Below are 16,826 nucleotides of genomic sequence, written 5' to 3'. Positions count from 1 at the left end.
CGGTCTTCGCGAAGATGGACCCCGAACGGGCGCACCACCTCGCGTTCGCCGTCATCCGGTGGCTGCCGAAGGTGCCCGTCGTCGCCGGCGCCGTCGAGCGCTCGGCGCGGCCGTCCGCCGAGGACGGGATCACCACGATGGGCATCCACTTCCCGTCCCGGTTCGGGATGGCCGCCGGGTTCGACAAGGACGCCCGCGCGATCGCCGGACTCGGCGTGCTCGGGTTCGGGCACGTCGAGGTCGGCACCGTCACGGCGCGACCCCAGCCGGGCAACGAGCGTCCGCGGCTCTTCCGACTGATCGCCGACCGTGCGCTCATCAACCGGATGGGCTTCAACAACCACGGCGCCGTCAAGGCCGCCGGACGCCTCGAGCGTGCCCGCCGGAACCCGGGGCGCCCGGTCATCGGCGTGAACATCGGGAAGAGCCGGGTGGTCTCGGTCGAGGACGCCGTCGAGGACTACCTCGAATCGACGCGCCTGCTCGCGCCCTTCGCCGACTACCTGGCCGTGAACGTCAGCTCGCCGAACACGCCGGGCCTCCGCGGACTGCAGGAACTCGACCACCTCCGCCCGCTGCTCGCCGCCGTACACGAGGCCGCCGGTCGCACCCCGGTCCTCGTCAAGATCGCGCCGGACCTGACGGACGAGCAGATCGACGCCATCGCCGGACTCGCGGTCGACCTGGGCCTGGCCGGGGTCATCGCGACGAACACCACCGTCGAGCGCGGCGGACTGACGACCCCGGACGCCGACGTCCGGGCGATGGGTGCGGGCGGGCTGTCCGGTGCGCCGCTCGGGGAGCGCTCGCTCGCGGTGCTGCGACGCGTCCGTGCCGCCGTGCCCGCGGGGTTCTGCGTCATCGCGGTGGGCGGCGTCACGTCGGAGGCGGACGTCCAGGCGCGGATCGAGGCCGGTGCGACGCTCGTGCAGGGCTACACCGCGTTCCTCTACGAGGGGCCGACCTGGGCGATGCGGATCAACCGGCTCCGGCGGCGGCGACTGCGCCACAGCTGACGCGACTGCGCCGCAGCTGACGCGACTGCGCCGCAGCTGACGCGTCAACGGCTCCGCGGACGACGCAGTGCGTCGTGCTGCTCCGCTGACGACCCGTCCCATGCCGGACCGCGACCTGCGTCCCGCGTTGCGCACCGTCGGCCGGGAGGCGCGCGCCGGGCTGGTACCGGGCCTCCCGTCAGCGGGAGGTGCGCGTCGGGCTGGAACCGAGCCGCCCGTCAGCGGGAGGTGCGCGTCGGGCTGGCGCCGCGCCTCCCGGCCGCTCGCCCGACGCCATCGTCGCCCCCGGACGACGAGAGCGCCGCCGACCCGGGGGTCGACGGCGCTCTCGTCCGCCAGCCGCCGGCGGACGGCCCTGTTCCAGAGCGTCGGGTCTGTGTCAGAGCGTCGAATCTGTGTCAGAGCGTCGGGTACTGCCCGCGCTTGACCTGCGGCTTGGGCAGGCGGAGGAACCGCAGCTGCCACCCGCGCGTGAGGATGTAGAGGAAGTTCCCGCGCTGGAAGGTCCGGCCGGCGGCGGCGAAGCGTCGACGCAGCATGAACCAGATGACCGTGCAGTCGAGCACGAAGAGCAGCACGAACGCCCAGATGAACAGCAGCGAGTACGAGGCCGCGGGCGTCTGCGCGGCGACGAAGCCGACGATCAGGAAGAGCACGAGGACGGGCATCATGACCTCGCCGACGTTCCAGCGGGCGTCGATGAAGTCGCGGATGAAGCGGCGCTCCTCGCCCCGGTCCTTCGCCGGGAGGTAGCGCTCCTCGCCGTTCGCCATGCCGACCCGCGCACGCTCGCGCTCGGTGTTCAGACGCGCCCGGGCGGCCTTCTTGTCCGCGGGGGAGTTGCCGACGATCGGACGCCGGTTCGCGGCTTCCCGCTCGCGTCGCGAGGGCGTCGGGCGACCCTTGCCGTGTGCGACGAGGTCGTCGTCACCGGGGTTCACGGTCACGTTGGTCTTGGGGGCTGCCTTCGCCACGGTGGTTCCTAACGGCGTTGTGCGGGCTGGACGTCCTCTAGATTACCGGCCATGACCGACTCCGAGAAGCACAGCCCCGACGCCGGGTCCCAGGCACCCGCGACCGACCCCGCCCTGCTCGAGGCGCTGCGCGAGCACGTGCATGGTGCACTGCCCACGACGATCGCCGACCTGTCCGCCCTGGTCCGCATCCCGTCGGTGTCGTGGTCCGCGTTCGACCCCGCCCAGGTGCAGCGCAGCGCGGAGGCGGTGGCCGATCTGGTGCGGTCGACCGGTGTGTTCGACGAGGTCCGCATCGTCCGCTCCGCCGTCGAGGGCGACACCCGGACCGACACTGCCGACACGGACACCGAACTCGGCCAGCCGGCGGTGCTCGCGGTGCGCCCTGCCCGCAACGGCAAGCCGACCGTGATGCTGTACGCGCACCACGACGTGCAGCCGCAGGGCGACGACGCGCTCTGGGAGACCCCGCCGTTCGAGCCGACGCTCCGCGGTGACCGCCTGTACGGGCGCGGCGCCTCGGACGACAAGGCCGGCGTGATGACCCACGTCGCGGCGCTCCGTGCCGTGCACGCCCAGTTCGGCGACGACCTGGACGTCGGCATCGTGCTGTTCGTCGAGGGCGAGGAGGAGTTCGGCTCCCGCTCGTTCCGTACCTTCCTGCGGGAGCAGCGTGACCACCTCGCCGCCGACGTCATCGTCGTCGCGGACAGCGACAACTGGTCGACCGAGGTGCCGGCGATCACGGTGTCCCTGCGCGGCAACACCACCTTCAAGCTCACCGTGACGACCCTCGAGCACGCGAGCCACAGCGGCATGTACGGGGGAGCGGCGCCGGACGCCATGATGCCGATGGTGCGTCTGCTCGCCTCGCTGCACGACGACGACGGAGCGGTCGCGGTCGCGGGGCTGACCGCGCACGACGCGCCCGTGCCGGAGCGCTCCGAGGCGGACTTCGCGGCCGAGGCCGCCCTGGTCGACGGTGCGCGTCCCGTGGGCAGCGGTCCCGTGCTGTCCCGGATGTGGTTCCAGCCGTCGATCACCGTGACCGGTCTCGACGTCCCGAGCGTCGCGAACGCGTCGAACACGCTGCTGCCCACCGTCTCGGCGCGGGTGTCGGTGCGGGTCGCGCCCGGTCAGGCCGCCACCGAGGCGTTCGCCGCCGTGGAGGCCCACCTCCGCGACCGCGTCCCCTTCGGCGCCCGGATGGAGATCACGGAGGTCGACACCGGTGACGGTTTCCTGGTGGACGCGTCCGGCTGGGCGGTCCGCGAGGCCCGCACCGCGATGTCCGAGGGCTGGGGCACCGACCCGGTGGAGCAGGGCATCGGCGGGTCCATCCCGTTCGTCTCGGACCTGGCCGCGGAGTTCCCGGAGGCGCAGATCCTCGTGACCGGCGTCGAGGACCCGGACACCCGGGCGCACAGCCCCAACGAGTCGCAGCACCTCGGCGTGCTGCACCGTGCCGTCCTGTCCGAGGCCGTCCTGCTCGCCCGCCTGCAGGGCCGCGCATGAGGTGTCTCCTCCACAGGTGCTGGACCGGGGTCCCGGAGGTCGGTGCGCGTGCTTAGAATCGACGCGACGGCCGGTGAACGTCACCGCCAACGAGGGAGACGCCGATGAGCGACACCATCACGACCGAAGCAGCGACCGACGCCCCGTCGCACGGTGTGCTGCTGAGCGACGCGGCTTCGGCGAAGGTCGCCAGCCTGCTCGAGCAGGAAGGCCGCGACGACCTCCGCCTGCGCCTCGCCGTCCAGCCCGGCGGCTGCTCGGGCCTGATCTACCAGCTGTACTTCGACGAGCGGCTCCTCGACGGTGACGCCACCGCGGAGTTCGACGGGGTGGAGGTCGTCGTCGACAAGATGAGCGTCCCCTACCTCGACGGCGCCACGATCGACTTCGAGGACACCATCCAGAAGCAGGGCTTCACGATCGACAACCCGAACGCGCAGGGCAGCTGCGCGTGTGGCGACAGCTTCCACTGATCGTCCGACGATCCGACACGCGAACGGGGAGCGACCGACACGGTCGCTCCCCGTTCGCGTCCCCGGACCGGTTCCCCGACGTCGATGACCAGGGGAAACCGGCTTCCGCAGCCCTCGTTCCGTCCACAACGCGTGTCGGTTGTGCGCTCGGTGTCGACGGCTGCGAGTAAGCTAGGAGTGTTCCAACCAAGCTGGGAGCCACCCATGTGCCGGCCTCGTGCCGACCGCGGAGCTCGTCGACGGGATCCTCGTCGTCAGCCAGTCGACCACCGACTGGATCCGGCCCACGTCTTTCCGAGAGGTAACAGTGCGTTCGAATCGCCGTATACGTTGGGCGGCCGTCCCGGTGGCCGTCGGTCTGGTCATCGCACTGGCTGGTTGCTCGCAGCAGCAGCTGAACGGATGGCTCCCCGGCACGGAGGAGACGAAGGACGTCACCAACCACACGAGCCGCATCGTCGGCCTGTGGACGACGAGCTGGATCGTCCTGCTGGCGGTCGGTCTGATCGTGTGGGGCCTCGTGATCTGGGCCGCGATCGTCTACCGCCGCCGGAAGGGCCAGACCGGCCTGCCCGTGCAGATGCGGTACAACATGCCGCTCGAGATCTTCTACACGCTCGTGCCGCTCATCCTCGTGCTCGGCTTCTTCGCCTTCACCGCGAAGGACCAGGAAGCGATCGAGAAGCCCTTCGCGCAGCCGGACGCCACCGTGCACGTCTACGGCAAGCGCTGGGGCTGGGACTTCAACTACATCGACCAGAAGAACCCGAACGACAGCGTCTACTACCAGGGCATCCAGGCCCAGGAAGAAGAGAACGGCGGCGGGGCGGTCGACGAGTCGCTGCTCCCGACGCTGTACCTGCCGGTCGGCAAGAAGGTCGAGATCGAGCTCAGCTCGCGCGACGTCAACCACTCCTTCTGGGTCATCGACTTCCTCTACAAGAAGGACATGCTCCCGGGGAAGACGAACTACGAGTACTTCATCCCGGAGAAGGAAGGCACGTACCAGGGCAAGTGTGCCGAGCTCTGCGGTGAGTACCACTCGCTGATGCTCTTCCAGGTGAAGGTCGTGTCGCAGGCGGAGTACGACGACTACCTCCAGTCCCTCGCGGACGAGGGCAACGTCGGTCTGCTCGGCAACGAGTACGACACCAACACGAACCAGCCGAACAACGAGGCGCCTGCCGAGGCGTCGAGCGACAAGAAGTAAGGGCGCGTCTCAATGACAACGTCATTCGTCGGCCAGGCGACCACCAGGCCCTCTACGCCGGACTTCCAGGCATCGAAGGTCGGTCGCAAGGGCAACATCATCGTGCGGTGGGCGACGTCCACCGACCACAAGACGATCGGGTACATGTACCTGATCACCTCGTTCCTCTACTTCCTGCTCGCGGGCATCATGGCGCTCGTCATCCGCGCGCAGCTGTTCGAGCCGGGTCTCCAGGTCGTGCCGACCAAGGAGCAGTACAACCAGCTCTTCACGATGCACGGCACGATCATGCTGCTGATGTTCGCGACGCCGCTCTTCTCGGGCTTCGCGAACGCGATCATGCCGCTGCAGATCGGCGCACCGGACGTGGCGTTCCCGCGTCTGAACGGCCTGGCGTTCTGGATGTACTTCTTCGGCAGCGCCATCGCCGTCGGCGGCTTCCTCACCCCGCAGGGTGCAGCTTCGTTCGGGTGGTTCGCCTATGCGCCACTGAGTGACACGACGTTCACACCAGGGTTGGGTGGCACGTTGTGGGTCTTCGGTCTCGGCATGACCGGCTTCTCCACGATCCTCGGTGCGGTCAACTTCATCACCACGATCATCACGATGCGTGCCCCGGGCATGACGATGTTCCGCATGTCGATCTTCACCTGGAACGTCCTCGTGACGAGCCTCCTCGTGCTGATGGCCTTCCCGGTCCTCGCGGCGGCGCTGTTCGGCCTCGGTCTCGACCGCGTGTTCGACGCTCAGATCTTCAACCCGGCCAACGGTGGGGCACTGCTCTGGCAGCACCTGTTCTGGTTCTTCGGGCACCCCGAGGTGTACATCATCGCGCTGCCGTTCTTCGGCATCGTCTCCGAGGTCTTCCCGGTCTTCAGCCGCAAGCCGATCTTCGGGTACAAGACCCTCGTCTACGCGACCATCACCATCGCGGCCCTTTCGATCACGGTGTGGGCGCACCACATGTACGTCACCGGCGGCGTGCTGCTGCCGTGGTTCTCGCTCATGACGATGCTCATCGCGGTCCCGACCGGCGTGAAGATCTTCAACTGGGTCGGCACCATGTGGCGCGGCTCGGTGACGTTCGAGACCCCGATCCTCTGGGCGATCGGCTTCCTCGTCACCTTCACGTTCGGTGGCCTGACCGGTGTGATCCTCGCCTCGCCGCCGCTCGACTTCCACGTGTCCGACTCGTACTTCGTCGTCGCGCACTTCCACTACGTGGTCTTCGGCACCGTCGTGTTCGCGATGTTCTCCGGCTTCTACTTCTGGTGGCCGAAGTTCACCGGCAAGATGCTGAACGAGCGTCTCGGCAAGATCCACTTCTGGCTGCTCTTCGTCGGGTTCCACACGACGTTCCTCATCCAGCACTGGCTCGGTGTCGTGGGCATGCCCCGTCGGTACGCGACCTACCTGCCGGACGACAACTTCACGTGGATGAACCAGGTGTCCACGGTCGGCTCGATGATCCTCGGCATCTCGTTCCTGCCGTTCATCTTCAACGTCTACGTGACGGCTCGGAACGCGCCGAAGGTGGCCGTGAACGACCCGTGGGGCTACGGCCGCTCGCTCGAGTGGGCGACCTCCTGCCCGCCGCCGCGGCACAACTTCACGTCGATCCCGCGGATCCGTTCGGAGTCCCCGGCGTTCGACCTGAACCACCCGGAAGCCGGCGTGCCGGTCGGTGTGGGACCCGCGAAGGACGCTCCCGACGCTCCGACCTACGACGCCGCGAAGGGCGAGGTGAAGTAACACGCCATGCGCGCCAACACCAATCTGTTCTGGATCCTGTTCATCTTCTTCGTGATCGCGGACGCCGCGTACACGATCTGGTCGGTCATCTACTACGGCAACATCGAGTGGGTCGGTACCCTCTCGATCGGCCTGACCGGGATCATGTCCGCGTTCATCGCCTTCTACTTGGGCCGCGTCATGTCGGCACAGGGCGGGGTGTTGCCGGAGGACCGCCAGGACGCGAACATCGAGGACGGCGACGCCGAGCTCGGGCACTTCAGCCCGTGGTCGTGGTGGCCGATCTTCCTGGCCGCGGCCATCGCGGTCTGCTTCCTCGGCGTCGCCGCCGGTCTGTGGATCGTGCCGATCGGTCTCGCGCTCGTCGCGATCACCCTGGTCGGCTGGGTCTACGAGTACTACCGCGGCAACTTCGGGCACTGACCTCCACTCCACGCGCTTCGGGCGGCACCATCTCGGTGCCGCCCGAACTGCGTCCGGGGTGATCCGGGCCTCCACAGGAGAGCTCGACGCCCCGGTCATCCACATCACCCACTTCTCGACAACGGCCCGGGAACAACCCGGGCACGATGGGCCTTGGGTCCTGAGGACCGCATGCTCGCGGCCTGAGGTCCAGCGGACCGTCCACAAGCGAAAGGAGTCACCTCAGGTGACCGACAAGCGCACCCTCATCATCTTCGGCGCGACGGGCGACCTCGCCTCCCGCCTCCTCCTGCCCGGTCTCGGCACGTTCCTCCAGAGCGGCCGGTCGGTCCCGGTGCAGCTCATCGGCACGGGTCGCAGCGCCCGCAGCGAGGAGCAGTGGAAGGACATCGTCACGAAGTCGTTCGCGTCGCAGGACGTGACGGGCCCGGAGGTCGACGCGACCATCGAGTCGACGCAGTTCATCCAGGGCGACCCGACCGACCCGGAGCACCTGAAGGCGCTGCTCGCCGCGGCCGATGCCGAGCCGATCCTGTACTTCGCCCTCCCGCCGCAGATCGCCTCGGACATCTGCGAGGCCCTGCAGGGCGTCGAGCTCCCCGAGGGCACCACCCTCGCGTTCGAGAAGCCGTTCGGCACCGACGTCGCGTCGGCCGAGGCGCTCAACAAGACCGTGCTCGAGCTGGTGCCGGAGGAGCGGGTCCACCGCACCGACCACTTCCTCGGTCGCACGACGGTGCTCAACATCATCGGCCTGCGCTTCGCGAACCGCCTGTTCGAGCCGATCTGGAACGCCGAGAACATCGAGAAGGTCGACGTCTTCTACGACGAGACCCTCGGCCTCGAGAACCGCGCCCAGTACTACGACGAGGCAGGCGCCCTCGTCGACATGATCCAGTCGCACCTGCTGCAGATCCTGGCCCTCGTGACCATGGACGCACCGGCCGCGATCGACTCGGTCGAGTTCCGGTCCTCGTTGGCCCGTGTGCTCCGCTCCACCCGCCTCAAGGGCGACGACGCCACCATCGCCTCGCGTCGCGCGGTCTACACCGCCGGCACGATCGACGGCAAAGAGCTCCCCTCGTACCAGGAGGAGGACGGCGTCGACGCGTCGCGCGCGACCGAGACGCTCGCCGAGATCGAGGTCGAGGTCGACACCGCCCGCTGGGCCGGCGTCCCCTTCACCCTCCGCTCGGGCAAGGCGCTCGGAGCGAGCCGCAAGGAGGTGCTCATCACCTTCAAGCCGGTCACCCGCCTGCCGTCCGGCCTGACCGGTCGCCCGAAGGCCGACACGCTGCGCATCGTCCTCAACCCGGACGAGATCGAGCTGTCGGTTTCGGCGAACGGCGGCGGCAACCCGTTCGAGATGGGGCAGGTCACCCTGTCGTCGTCCTTCGACGACGGCGAGCTGACGCCCTACGGCGAGGTGCTCAACGGCATCTTCCACGACGACCCGCTGCTCTCCATCCGCGGTGACGTGGCGGAGCGCTGCTGGGAGATCGTCGAGCCGGTCGTCACGGCGTGGAAGTCCGGAGCGGTCCCGCTCGAGGAGTACCGCGCCGGTTCCCGTGGGCCGGCCGAGTGGGTCAGCTCGTCCTGACGCACGGCACGACGTCCTGACAGGAGGCCCGGTACCAGTTGGTACCGGGCCTCCCGTCCGTTCCGGGCAGAGCCGGGCGCTGGTTACGGAGCGGACCGCTGGTTGCCGAGCGGGCCGCTGTTGCCGGGCCGGTGGGCTGGGGGTGTGCTCGTCGAGGTTCCAGGACACGCCGTGCGCGCACGGCGGGGTTCCGCAGTTCCGGAACCTGGCCGCGCGGGGTCCCGACATCGCGGAACCTCGCCGAGCGGGGTTCCGACGTTGTCGAACCTCGCGGAGCGGGTCCCGCAGTTCCCGAACCTCGAGGGCCGACGGCGGAGCAGCCCGCCCGCGGGTCAGGCGGTGTTCCCCGCTCGCGCGCCGGCACCGGTGACGCTCGCCGTGCCGCCGCTGTGCTGCGCCGCGCGCGTCCGGTGCCCCGCGGCCGCGCCCTGCGCCCGCGCGATCGCGTCGGCCGCCGTGACGAGGGTGAGGTGCGACAGCGCCTGCGGGGTGTTGCCGATGTGGTGCCCCGTGGCGACGTCGACCTCCTCGGAGAGCATGCCGACGTCGTTCGCGTAGCCGACGAGCACGTCCATGAGCCGTTCGGCGTCGGCGAGGCGCCCGGTGCCGGCGTACTGCTCGACGAGCCAGAACGAGCAGGCGAGGAACGGGTGCTCCGTCCCGGTCAGTCCGTCGAAGCCGGAGGACGTCCGGTACCGCAGCACGAGGCCGTCGTCGCCGACGCGCAGGTCCTCCTCGATCGCCGCGACGGTCCCGAGCATCCGCGGGTCGTCCGGCCGGCAGTACCCGATCTGCGGCAGGACGAGCAGGCTGGCGTCGACCTCGTCGGTGTCGTAGTGCTGCCGGTAGGAGCCACGCTCGGCGTTCCAGCCGTGCTCCTCGATCTCGGCGCGCACCTGGTCGCGCAGGGACCGCCACCGTTCGACCGGTCCCTCGAGCCCGAACTCCTCGCAGGCGGCGACCCCTCGGTCGAAGGCGGCCCAGATCATCGCCCGCGAGTGTGTGAAGTGCCGCCGCGGCCCACGCATCTCCCAGATCCCGTTGTCCGCGTCCTGCCAGTGCTCCTCGACGTGCGCGAGCAGGGCGCGTTGCAGCGACCACGAGGCCCCGCTCTCCTCGACGCCGAGCTCCCGGGCGTCGTGCAGCGCCGACAGCACCTCGCCGAACACGTCGCCCTGGTACTGCGTGTACGCGCCGTTGCCGACGCGGACCGGCGTCGAGTCGGCGTAGCCGGTCAGGTGTTCCAGGGTCCGTTCCGGCAGCTCGCGTTCGCCGGCGATGCCGTACATGATCTGCACGTCGTCCGGGTCCCCGGCGATCGCACGGAGCAACCACCTGCGCCAGTCGGCGGCTTCGTCGCGGTACCCGTGGGCGATGAGGGACGCGAGCGCCATGGACGCGTCGCGGAGCCACACGAAGCGGTAGTCCCAGTTGCGTTCGCCGCCGGGGTCCTCCGGGAGGCTCGTGGTCGCGGCCGCCACGACGCCGCCGGTCTCGGCGTGGGTCATCGCCCGCAGGTACATGAGCGAACTCCGGACGGCGGGCGCGTACGTGCCCTCGGCCCGCGTCCGGGACGTCCAGTCGTGCCACCAGTCGCGGGTCCGGTGGAGTGCATCGTCGACGTCGAACGGCTCCGGGGGTTCGCGGTGCGACGGGAACCAGGTGAGCGTGGTGTCGAGGACGTCACCGTCGTGGATGGTCGTCGTCACGACGTGCCGGTGGTCGTCCGCGCGGAACCGGGGCCCGCGGACGACGACCGCGTCCGGACCGGCCGTGGCGACGAGCACGGGCTCGTCGTCGTCCCCGACCTGGCGGATCCAGGGGAGGACGTCGCCGTAGCCGAACCGGATGCGGAGCACCTGTCGCACCTCGACGGAGCCGGTGAGGCCGCGCACCCGCCGGACGATCGAGGCGCGGTGCTCGTCGACCGGCATGAAGTCGGTGACCTCGACGACGCCGGTCGGGGTCGTCCACACCGTCGACAGCACGAGGGAGTCGCCGTCGTGTCGGCGGACGGGGGTCGCGGTGCCGTCGGTCGGGCGGAGCGACCACTGCCCGTCGTGCTCGTCGCCGAGCAGCGCGGCGAAGGTGGAGGCACTGTCGAACCGGGGCAGGCACGCCCAGTCGACGTCACCGTCCCGCGTCACGAGAGCAGCGGTGTGGCAGTCCCCGATGAGGGCGTGGTCCTCGATGCGCTGAGCCATGTCCTCGATCGAACCACCCGGTCCCCGTGGGCACCTGCGCTGAGGGTGCGTTCAGATCACACCCGGCATGACCTCGGGCGAAGCGGCGCGGTCCGGACGAGCAGGGCGGGCGGTCGGTCAGTCGACGTCGGCGATCCCGACCCGGCCGAGCTCCGTCCAGAGCCCGGCACCGTCGGGTGCGTAGACCCAGGGCTTCGTCGAGTCCCTCGTCCGCTCCTGCGCCCGGGAACGGCCACCGGCGAGCACGGCCTCGCTCGTGGAGAGCTGCCGGATGGCGACCGCGGCGACGTTGTCGGGGTGCTCGCGGACGAACTCGCCGTACAGGTGCTCGTCGTGCTGGCCGTCGTCGCCGACGAGGAGCCACTGCACGTCCGGGAAGTCCCGGGCGAGGCGCCGCAGGTTGTCCTGCTTGTGCTGCTGCCCGCTGCGGAAGAAGCGGTCGTGCGTCGGGCCCCAGTCGGTGAGCAGGAGCGTGCCGGACGGGTACATGTTGCGGGAGAGGAACCGCCCGAGGGTGGGCGCGACGTTCCAGGCACCGGTGGACAGGTAGACCGTCGGCGCGCCCGGGTGCTGCGCGAGGACGCGTTCGTAGAGGACCGACATGCCGGGCACCGGACGGCGGGCGTGCTCGGTCAGCACGAAGGAGTTCCACGCCGCCAGCATCGGACGGGGGAGGCTCGTGACCATCACGGTGTCGTCGATGTCGGAGAGCAGGCCGAAGCGGGTGTCCGGGTGCACCACGAAGACGTCGGCGTCGACGTCGCGCATGCCGCCGGCGGACAGCCGGATCTTCTGCCAGCCCGGTTCGAGGTCGATCGGGACGATCGTGTCGACCACGCCGCCGCGGTCGCTCGTCACGGTGTGCGTCGAGCCCCCCGCCGTGATCGTGACCTCGGCGTGGTCGACGGCGACGCTCGTGAAGCTGCGCCAGCCGCGGACCCCGGAGTACGACACGTCCGACGCCAGGCCGCGGCGGGTCAGGAGCACCCGGCAGAGCACGCGGACCCACCCCGGCGCGCCGTACCCCGTGTACGGGATCACGGTCGGGACCTGGCCGCGCTTCCGGGCGTGCTGCTCGCGGAACTCCTGCACGGCGTCCTCGATCCGGGCCGCGCGGTGCAGGATCGGCTCGGGGATCGCTGTCTCCCACTGCTGGATGCCCCACGGCGCCTGCTCACGACGGTCGTGTTCCCGTTCGACGGACCGGGCGTCACGCTGCGGGGGAGTGCTGGTGTCCCGGGGCGCAGCAGGGTCCGGAGGCGTCGTCTCGGGCATCGCACCATCATCCCATGCAGGGGTGTCCAGGAGGCCCGCCAGCGTCCGACACCCCGGGAATCGCAGCCAAGACCAAGGCGGTCTCTGTCAGAGTTGCCGTCTCAGTCATTCAGCCCGCGGTCACCGCGAGAAGGAGAACACGTGCTCGTCACCGAGGTTCCGAACGCTCTGCCAGGGGGATCATCACTGCTCAGGAACGAGCCGGTCCAGGCACGGAGCTCGGCCCGCCTCGCAGGTCTGCTCGACGCCGCCGCGGCGGTGATCGACGAGATCGGGTTCGAGCGCCTGACGACCGCCATGGTCGCCGAACGTGCCGGAGCGTCCATCGGCACGGTCTACCGGTACTTCCCGGATCGGATCGCCGTCGTCGAGGCGCTCGCGATCCGCTGCACCCAGCGCCTCGCCGCTCGGTTCGTCGAGACGCTCGACGCGTCCGGCGCCACCACCTGGCAGGAGGGCTGCGACGCCCTCATCGAGATGACCGCCGAGATGTACCGCACCGAGCCCGGCTTCCGGGCGATCCGCTTCGCCGACATCGACACCACCTCCGGGGACGAGGACGCCGACCGGCTGGCGGCCCTGGGCGGTGCCGTCGGCGTCGTCATGCGGGAGCGCTTCGACCTGCCGCAGTCGGAGGCGCTGAGCCGCGCCTGGGTCGTGCTCGCCGAGTCGGCACACGCCGTCCTCGCCCGCGCGCACGTCGACCGCGAGAACCCGGACCACGCGCTCATCGACGCGTACCGCGCGATGAGCCGGCCCTACCTGGAGTCGGTGATCCGAGCCTCCTGACCGGTCGTTCGCCGGACCGAACCGCGACGCCCGTCCCTCCGAACACGAGGGGCGGGCGTCCGTGCGTCCGGACCTGTCCGGACTGCGCGGGAACCGCACCGATGTCCGCCAGGCGTCATGCGCCGACACGACCGGACCGGTATAGGCCCGGACCTGTACTGTCTCCGGAGTCGGGCTACCTCCACCAAGAAGGGCACCCATGATCGAGTTCCGCTCGGTGCGCAAGACCTACCCGGACGGCACGACCGCCGTCGAGTCGTTCGACCTCGTGATCCCCTCGCGGACCACGACGGTGTTCGTCGGATCGAGTGGATGCGGCAAGACCACGTTGCTCCGGATGATCAACCGGATGATCGACCCCACGGCGGGCTCCGTCCAGATCGACGGCGAGGGCATCGCCGGCGTCGACCCCGTGCAGCTCCGCCGCCGGATCGGCTACGTCATGCAGAACGCCGGCCTGCTGCCGCACCGGAAGGTCGCGGACAACATCGCCACGGTGCCGCTGCTGACCGGTGTCTCGAAGGCGGACGCGCGGGCGCGTGCCCTCGAGCTCATGGACACCGTCGGCCTCGACCGCTCCCTCGCGGACCGGTACCCCTCCCAACTCTCCGGCGGCCAACAGCAGCGGGTCGGTGTGGCCCGCGGGCTCGCGGTCGACCCGAACATCCTCCTGATGGACGAGCCGTTCGGTGCCGTCGACCCCCTCGTGCGCAACGACCTGCAGGACGAGCTGATCCGGCTCCAGCGTGAGCTCGGGAAGACCGTCGTCTTCGTGACGCACGACATCGACGAGGCGTTCAAGCTCGGCGACCAGGTCGTCATCCTCAAGAAGGGCGGTGAGATCGCCCAGCTCGGCACCCCGGCGGAGATCCTGTCCGCGCCGGCCGACGACTTCGTCGCGAACTTCATCGGTGCCGGGCGCGGTCGTCGTGCCCTGCGGGTCGAGCAGACCCCGACCGGCCCGATCGTCGTGGACGGGGACGGCCGCGCCGCCGGCGTCCTGACCGGTCCCACGGGCGTCGTCGACGCCGCTGCCGCTGTCCGCTCCGAGGCCGGGACGCCCGCACGCGTCCCGGGTGCTGCGGCGCAGGGTGGGAGCACCCGGTGAAGTGGGTGCTGTCGAACCTCGACACGATCGGGGACGACACGCTGGCGCACCTGGCCATCGCCCTGCCGCCGATCGTGATCGCGTTCCTGGTGTCGATCCCGATCGGGTGGTTGGTCGTCCGACTCCGTCGTCCCGGCGCCGCGCGACTCAGCAGCGGGTTCGGCGGCGGCATCGTCACCGTCGCCGGGCTGCTCTACGCCGTGCCGTCCCTCCCGCTCTTCATCGCGCTGCCCGGCATCATCGGCACCGGGCTGCAGGACCCGGTCAACGTCGTCGTCGGGTTGACGCTGTACGGCCTGGCACTCATGGTGCGGTCGACCGTGGACGGGCTCGGGTCGGTCGACCCGGCCACCACGTCGGCGGCGACGGCGATGGGCTACTCCGGCGTGCAGCGCTTCTTCCGCGTCGACCTGCCGCTCGCCGGTCCGGTCCTGCTCGCCGGCCTCCGGGTCGTGTCGGTGTCGACCATCTCGCTCACCACGGTCGGCGCGGTGCTCGGCATCCGGAGTCTCGGTTCGCTGTTCACCGACGGCATCGGGCGGAACATCCCGGAGGAGATCGTGGCGGGCATCGTCATGGTCCTCGTCCTCGCGTTCGCGATCGACGGGCTGCTCGTGCTGATCGGCCGGATGGTGATGCCGTGGACGCGCGCGTCGACCGGGTCGAAGCGGGCCGCGCGGCGCGTGCTGCAGACCGCGGAGGTGTCCTCGTGATCATCGGACAGGCCTTCGCGTGGGTGCTCGACCCCGCCAACTACCCGGGCCCGAACGGCATCCCGGTCCGGCTGTGGGAGCACGTCTGGATCTCGTTGGTCGCCGTCGTCATCGCCGCGGTGATCGCCGTGCCGATCGGGTACCTCATCGGCCACACGGGCAGGGCGCGCGGCGTCGCGATCGCGCTCTCCGGCGGCGTCCGCGCGCTGCCGACCCTCGGCGTGCTGACACTGTTCGGCCTCCTGCTCGGCGTGAACCTGCAGGCGCCGCTGCTCGCGCTCGTCATCCTGGCGATCCCGTCGGTGCTCGCCGGTGCCTACGCCGGGATCGAGTCCGTCGACCCGGTCACCGTCGACGCGGCACGCGCACAGGGCATGACCGGGTGGCAGATCCTGACCAAGGTCGAGATCCCCCTCGGGCTCCCACTGCTCGTCGGCGGCATCCGTGCCGCCGTGCTGCAGGTCGTCGCGACCGCCACCCTCGCCGCGTACGTCGGCTCCGGTGGCCTCGGCGGCTACGTGTTCCTCGGGCTCAAGACCCAGGACTACGCCATGATGCTCGGCGCCTCCGTCCTCGTGATCGTCCTGGCGATCGCGTTCGAAGTCGTCTTCGCCGTGCTCCAGCGGGCGGTGGTGCCCGCGGGCGTCACCGAGCGCGGGTCACGGCAACGCTCGGGATCGCGTGAGCGGCCCCGCAAACCCATCCCGGAAGGAACCCCCTCGTGATCACAGCACCCAAGCTCCGCGCCGGCGTCGCCGCAGCGGTCGCCCTGGGCGCGGCAGCGGCACTCGCCGGCTGCTCGTCCAGCAGCCCGCTCGACAGCGGCTCCAGCGCCCCGTCCGACTCGAAGACCATCGTCATCGGGTCGCAGGCCTACTACTCGAACGAGATCATCGCCGAGCTCTACGCGCAGGTCCTCGAGAAGGACGGCTTCACCGTCGAGCGCAACTACCAGATCGGACAGCGCGAGGTCTACCTGCCCCAGCTGCAGAAGGGCGCGATCGACGTGATGCCGGAGTACAGCGGCAACCTGCTGCAGTACTACGACAAGGACTCGACCGCGAAGAGCGAGTCGGACATCGCTGACGAGCTCGAGTCGGCGCTGCCGAAGGGCATCCGTGCCCTGGACGCCGCCGAGGCCACCGACCAGGACAGCTACACCGTGACGAAGGAGTTCTCCGAGGAGAACGACGTGACGAGCCTGGCCGACCTGAAGAACGTGAAGGAGAAGCTGACCGTCGGGGCGAACTCCGAGAACCAGACGCGGCCGTACGGCCCGAAGGGCCTCAAGTCCGTGTACGGCGTCGACGTCGAGTCGAAGGCGATCGAGGACTCGGGCGGCGCGCTCACGGTCAAGGCGCTCAAGGACGGCACCGTCCAGCTCGCCGACATCTACACCGCGGACCCGAGCATCAAGGCGAACGGCTTCGTCACGCTCAAGGACCCGGAGAACCTCATCGTGCCGCAGAACGTCACGCCGGTCGTGTCCGACAAGGTCGACGAGAAGGCCGCCGACGCGATCGACGAGGTCAGCGAGGTCCTGACGACCGAAGCGCTCATCGACCTGAACACGAAGAGCACGGTCGACAAGGAGAAGTCCGCGGACATCGCCAAGGAGTTCCTGACGGAGAAGGGTCTCCTCTAGGAGGCGGATCCTCGTTCGCGAAGACAGGCGTCGGGCCTCCAGCCCGGCGCCTGTCGCCGTTCCCGGGAGGGGTGTCGACGGGCACAGCTGTTCCGCACGGATGTGCCCCCGGAGTGACATGTGTTCCGC

15 protein-coding genes are annotated in these 16,826 nt (G+C 69.9%); 12 read left to right on the top strand and 3 right to left on the bottom strand.

The window, feature by feature from the left end:
• Positions 1–14 precede the first annotated feature (14 nt).
• Positions 15–1,016 (top strand): quinone-dependent dihydroorotate dehydrogenase, encoded by a 1,002-nt coding sequence (locus tag DEJ16_RS13115; RefSeq protein WP_284180721.1) that lies wholly within the window; start codon positions 15–17, stop codon positions 1,014–1,016.
• Between the two features lie 398 nt (positions 1,017–1,414).
• Here the strand turns inward: DEJ16_RS13115 and DEJ16_RS13110 are convergent, their stop codons facing one another.
• Complete coding sequence (locus DEJ16_RS13110; protein ID WP_110825288.1) at positions 1,415–1,990, bottom strand: DUF3043 domain-containing protein; 576 nt, start codon at positions 1,988–1,990, stop codon at positions 1,415–1,417.
• Between the two features lie 51 nt (positions 1,991–2,041).
• Here DEJ16_RS13110 and DEJ16_RS13105 point away from each other — a divergent pair, with 51 nt between their 5' ends.
• The 6 genes from DEJ16_RS13105 (at position 2,042) to DEJ16_RS13080 (ending at position 8,963) form a co-directional block, all read left to right on the top strand.
• Positions 2,042–3,505 carry a dipeptidase gene (locus DEJ16_RS13105; RefSeq protein ID WP_110825289.1) on the top strand — a complete coding sequence of 488 codons (1,464 nt, stop codon included), beginning with the start codon at positions 2,042–2,044 and terminating at the stop codon, positions 3,503–3,505.
• A 104-nt stretch (positions 3,506–3,609) separates the two neighbouring features.
• Complete coding sequence (locus DEJ16_RS13100; RefSeq protein ID WP_110825290.1) at positions 3,610–3,978, top strand: iron-sulfur cluster assembly accessory protein; 369 nt, start codon at positions 3,610–3,612, stop codon at positions 3,976–3,978.
• 307 nt (positions 3,979–4,285) lie between these two features.
• Positions 4,286–5,188, top strand: coding sequence for a cytochrome c oxidase subunit II (gene coxB / locus DEJ16_RS13095; protein WP_110825512.1), 903 nt, complete (start codon positions 4,286–4,288; stop codon positions 5,186–5,188).
• A 12-nt stretch (positions 5,189–5,200) separates the two neighbouring features.
• Positions 5,201–6,940: a cytochrome c oxidase subunit I gene (gene ctaD / locus DEJ16_RS13090; RefSeq protein WP_181419595.1), complete on the top strand. Its 1,740-nt coding sequence runs from the start codon at positions 5,201–5,203 to the stop codon at positions 6,938–6,940.
• Between the two features lie 6 nt (positions 6,941–6,946).
• Complete coding sequence (locus DEJ16_RS13085) at positions 6,947–7,363, top strand: cytochrome c oxidase subunit 4 (protein ID WP_110825291.1); 417 nt, start codon at positions 6,947–6,949, stop codon at positions 7,361–7,363.
• 226 nt (positions 7,364–7,589) lie between these two features.
• A complete protein-coding gene (locus DEJ16_RS13080) occupies positions 7,590–8,963 on the top strand; it encodes a glucose-6-phosphate dehydrogenase (protein WP_110825292.1) in 1,374 nt (457 codons plus the stop codon).
• Positions 8,964–9,295: 332 nt separating this feature from the next.
• On the opposite strand, the gene DEJ16_RS13075 is transcribed toward DEJ16_RS13080, so the two are convergent.
• Positions 9,296–11,167 carry a glycoside hydrolase family 15 protein gene (locus DEJ16_RS13075; RefSeq protein WP_110825293.1) on the bottom strand — a complete coding sequence of 624 codons (1,872 nt, stop codon included), beginning with the start codon at positions 11,165–11,167 and terminating at the stop codon, positions 9,296–9,298.
• 117 nt (positions 11,168–11,284) lie between these two features.
• Entirely contained in the window at positions 11,285–12,442 is a 1,158-nt protein-coding gene (locus tag DEJ16_RS13070; RefSeq protein ID WP_110825294.1) for an App1 family protein, read from the bottom strand.
• Between the two features lie 141 nt (positions 12,443–12,583).
• Between DEJ16_RS13070 and DEJ16_RS15575 the strand changes: the two genes are divergently transcribed.
• The 5 genes from DEJ16_RS15575 to DEJ16_RS13040 all read left to right on the top strand — a co-directional run bounded on the left by DEJ16_RS15575 (position 12,584) and on the right by DEJ16_RS13040 (position 16,697).
• Positions 12,584–13,231, top strand: coding sequence for a TetR/AcrR family transcriptional regulator (locus DEJ16_RS15575; RefSeq protein ID WP_181419594.1), 648 nt, complete (start codon positions 12,584–12,586; stop codon positions 13,229–13,231).
• A gap of 199 nt (positions 13,232–13,430) precedes the next feature.
• Positions 13,431–14,339, top strand: coding sequence for an ABC transporter ATP-binding protein (locus tag DEJ16_RS13055; RefSeq protein WP_110825296.1), 909 nt, complete (start codon positions 13,431–13,433; stop codon positions 14,337–14,339).
• Complete coding sequence (locus DEJ16_RS13050) at positions 14,336–15,052, top strand: ABC transporter permease (protein ID WP_110825297.1); 717 nt, start codon at positions 14,336–14,338, stop codon at positions 15,050–15,052. The genes DEJ16_RS13055 and DEJ16_RS13050 overlap by 4 nt, the downstream gene beginning before the upstream one ends.
• Positions 15,049–15,777, top strand: a complete 729-nt coding sequence (locus tag DEJ16_RS13045) for an ABC transporter permease (protein WP_110825514.1) — start codon at positions 15,049–15,051, stop codon at positions 15,775–15,777. Before DEJ16_RS13050 ends, DEJ16_RS13045 begins: the two co-directional genes overlap by 4 nt.
• The gene (locus tag DEJ16_RS13040) at positions 15,774–16,697 is read left to right on the top strand and encodes an ABC transporter substrate-binding protein (protein WP_110825298.1); all 924 of its coding nucleotides are present in this window, start codon (positions 15,774–15,776) and stop codon (positions 16,695–16,697) included. The genes DEJ16_RS13045 and DEJ16_RS13040 overlap by 4 nt, the downstream gene beginning before the upstream one ends.
• Positions 16,698–16,826: the final 129 nt, after the last annotated feature.

The sequence above is a fragment of the Curtobacterium sp. MCJR17_055 genome (assembly GCF_003224335.1).
Taxonomy (GTDB): domain Bacteria; phylum Actinomycetota; class Actinomycetes; order Actinomycetales; family Microbacteriaceae; genus Curtobacterium.
The sequence above is the reverse complement of the archived record's forward strand: the minus strand, read 5'-3'. Positions and strand labels throughout refer to the sequence as shown.

What these genes read in the sequence shown, in the direction of transcription:
- DEJ16_RS13105 (WP_110825289.1), top strand. Translation starts at nt 2,042, where the DNA reads ATGACCGACTCCGAGAAGCACAGCCCCGACGCCGGGTCCCAGGCACCC.
- DEJ16_RS13075 (WP_110825293.1), bottom strand. Translation starts at nt 11,167, where the DNA reads ATGGCTCAGCGCATCGAGGACCACGCCCTCATCGGGGACTGCCACACC.
- DEJ16_RS13100 (WP_110825290.1), top strand. Translation starts at nt 3,610, where the DNA reads ATGAGCGACACCATCACGACCGAAGCAGCGACCGACGCCCCGTCGCAC.
- DEJ16_RS13055 (WP_110825296.1), top strand. Translation starts at nt 13,431, where the DNA reads ATGATCGAGTTCCGCTCGGTGCGCAAGACCTACCCGGACGGCACGACC.
- DEJ16_RS13070 (WP_110825294.1), bottom strand. Translation starts at nt 12,442, where the DNA reads ATGCCCGAGACGACGCCTCCGGACCCTGCTGCGCCCCGGGACACCAGC.
- DEJ16_RS13085 (WP_110825291.1), top strand. Translation starts at nt 6,947, where the DNA reads ATGCGCGCCAACACCAATCTGTTCTGGATCCTGTTCATCTTCTTCGTG.
- DEJ16_RS13115 (WP_284180721.1), top strand. Translation starts at nt 15, where the DNA reads ATGGACCCCGAACGGGCGCACCACCTCGCGTTCGCCGTCATCCGGTGG.
- ctaD (WP_181419595.1), top strand. Translation starts at nt 5,201, where the DNA reads ATGACAACGTCATTCGTCGGCCAGGCGACCACCAGGCCCTCTACGCCG.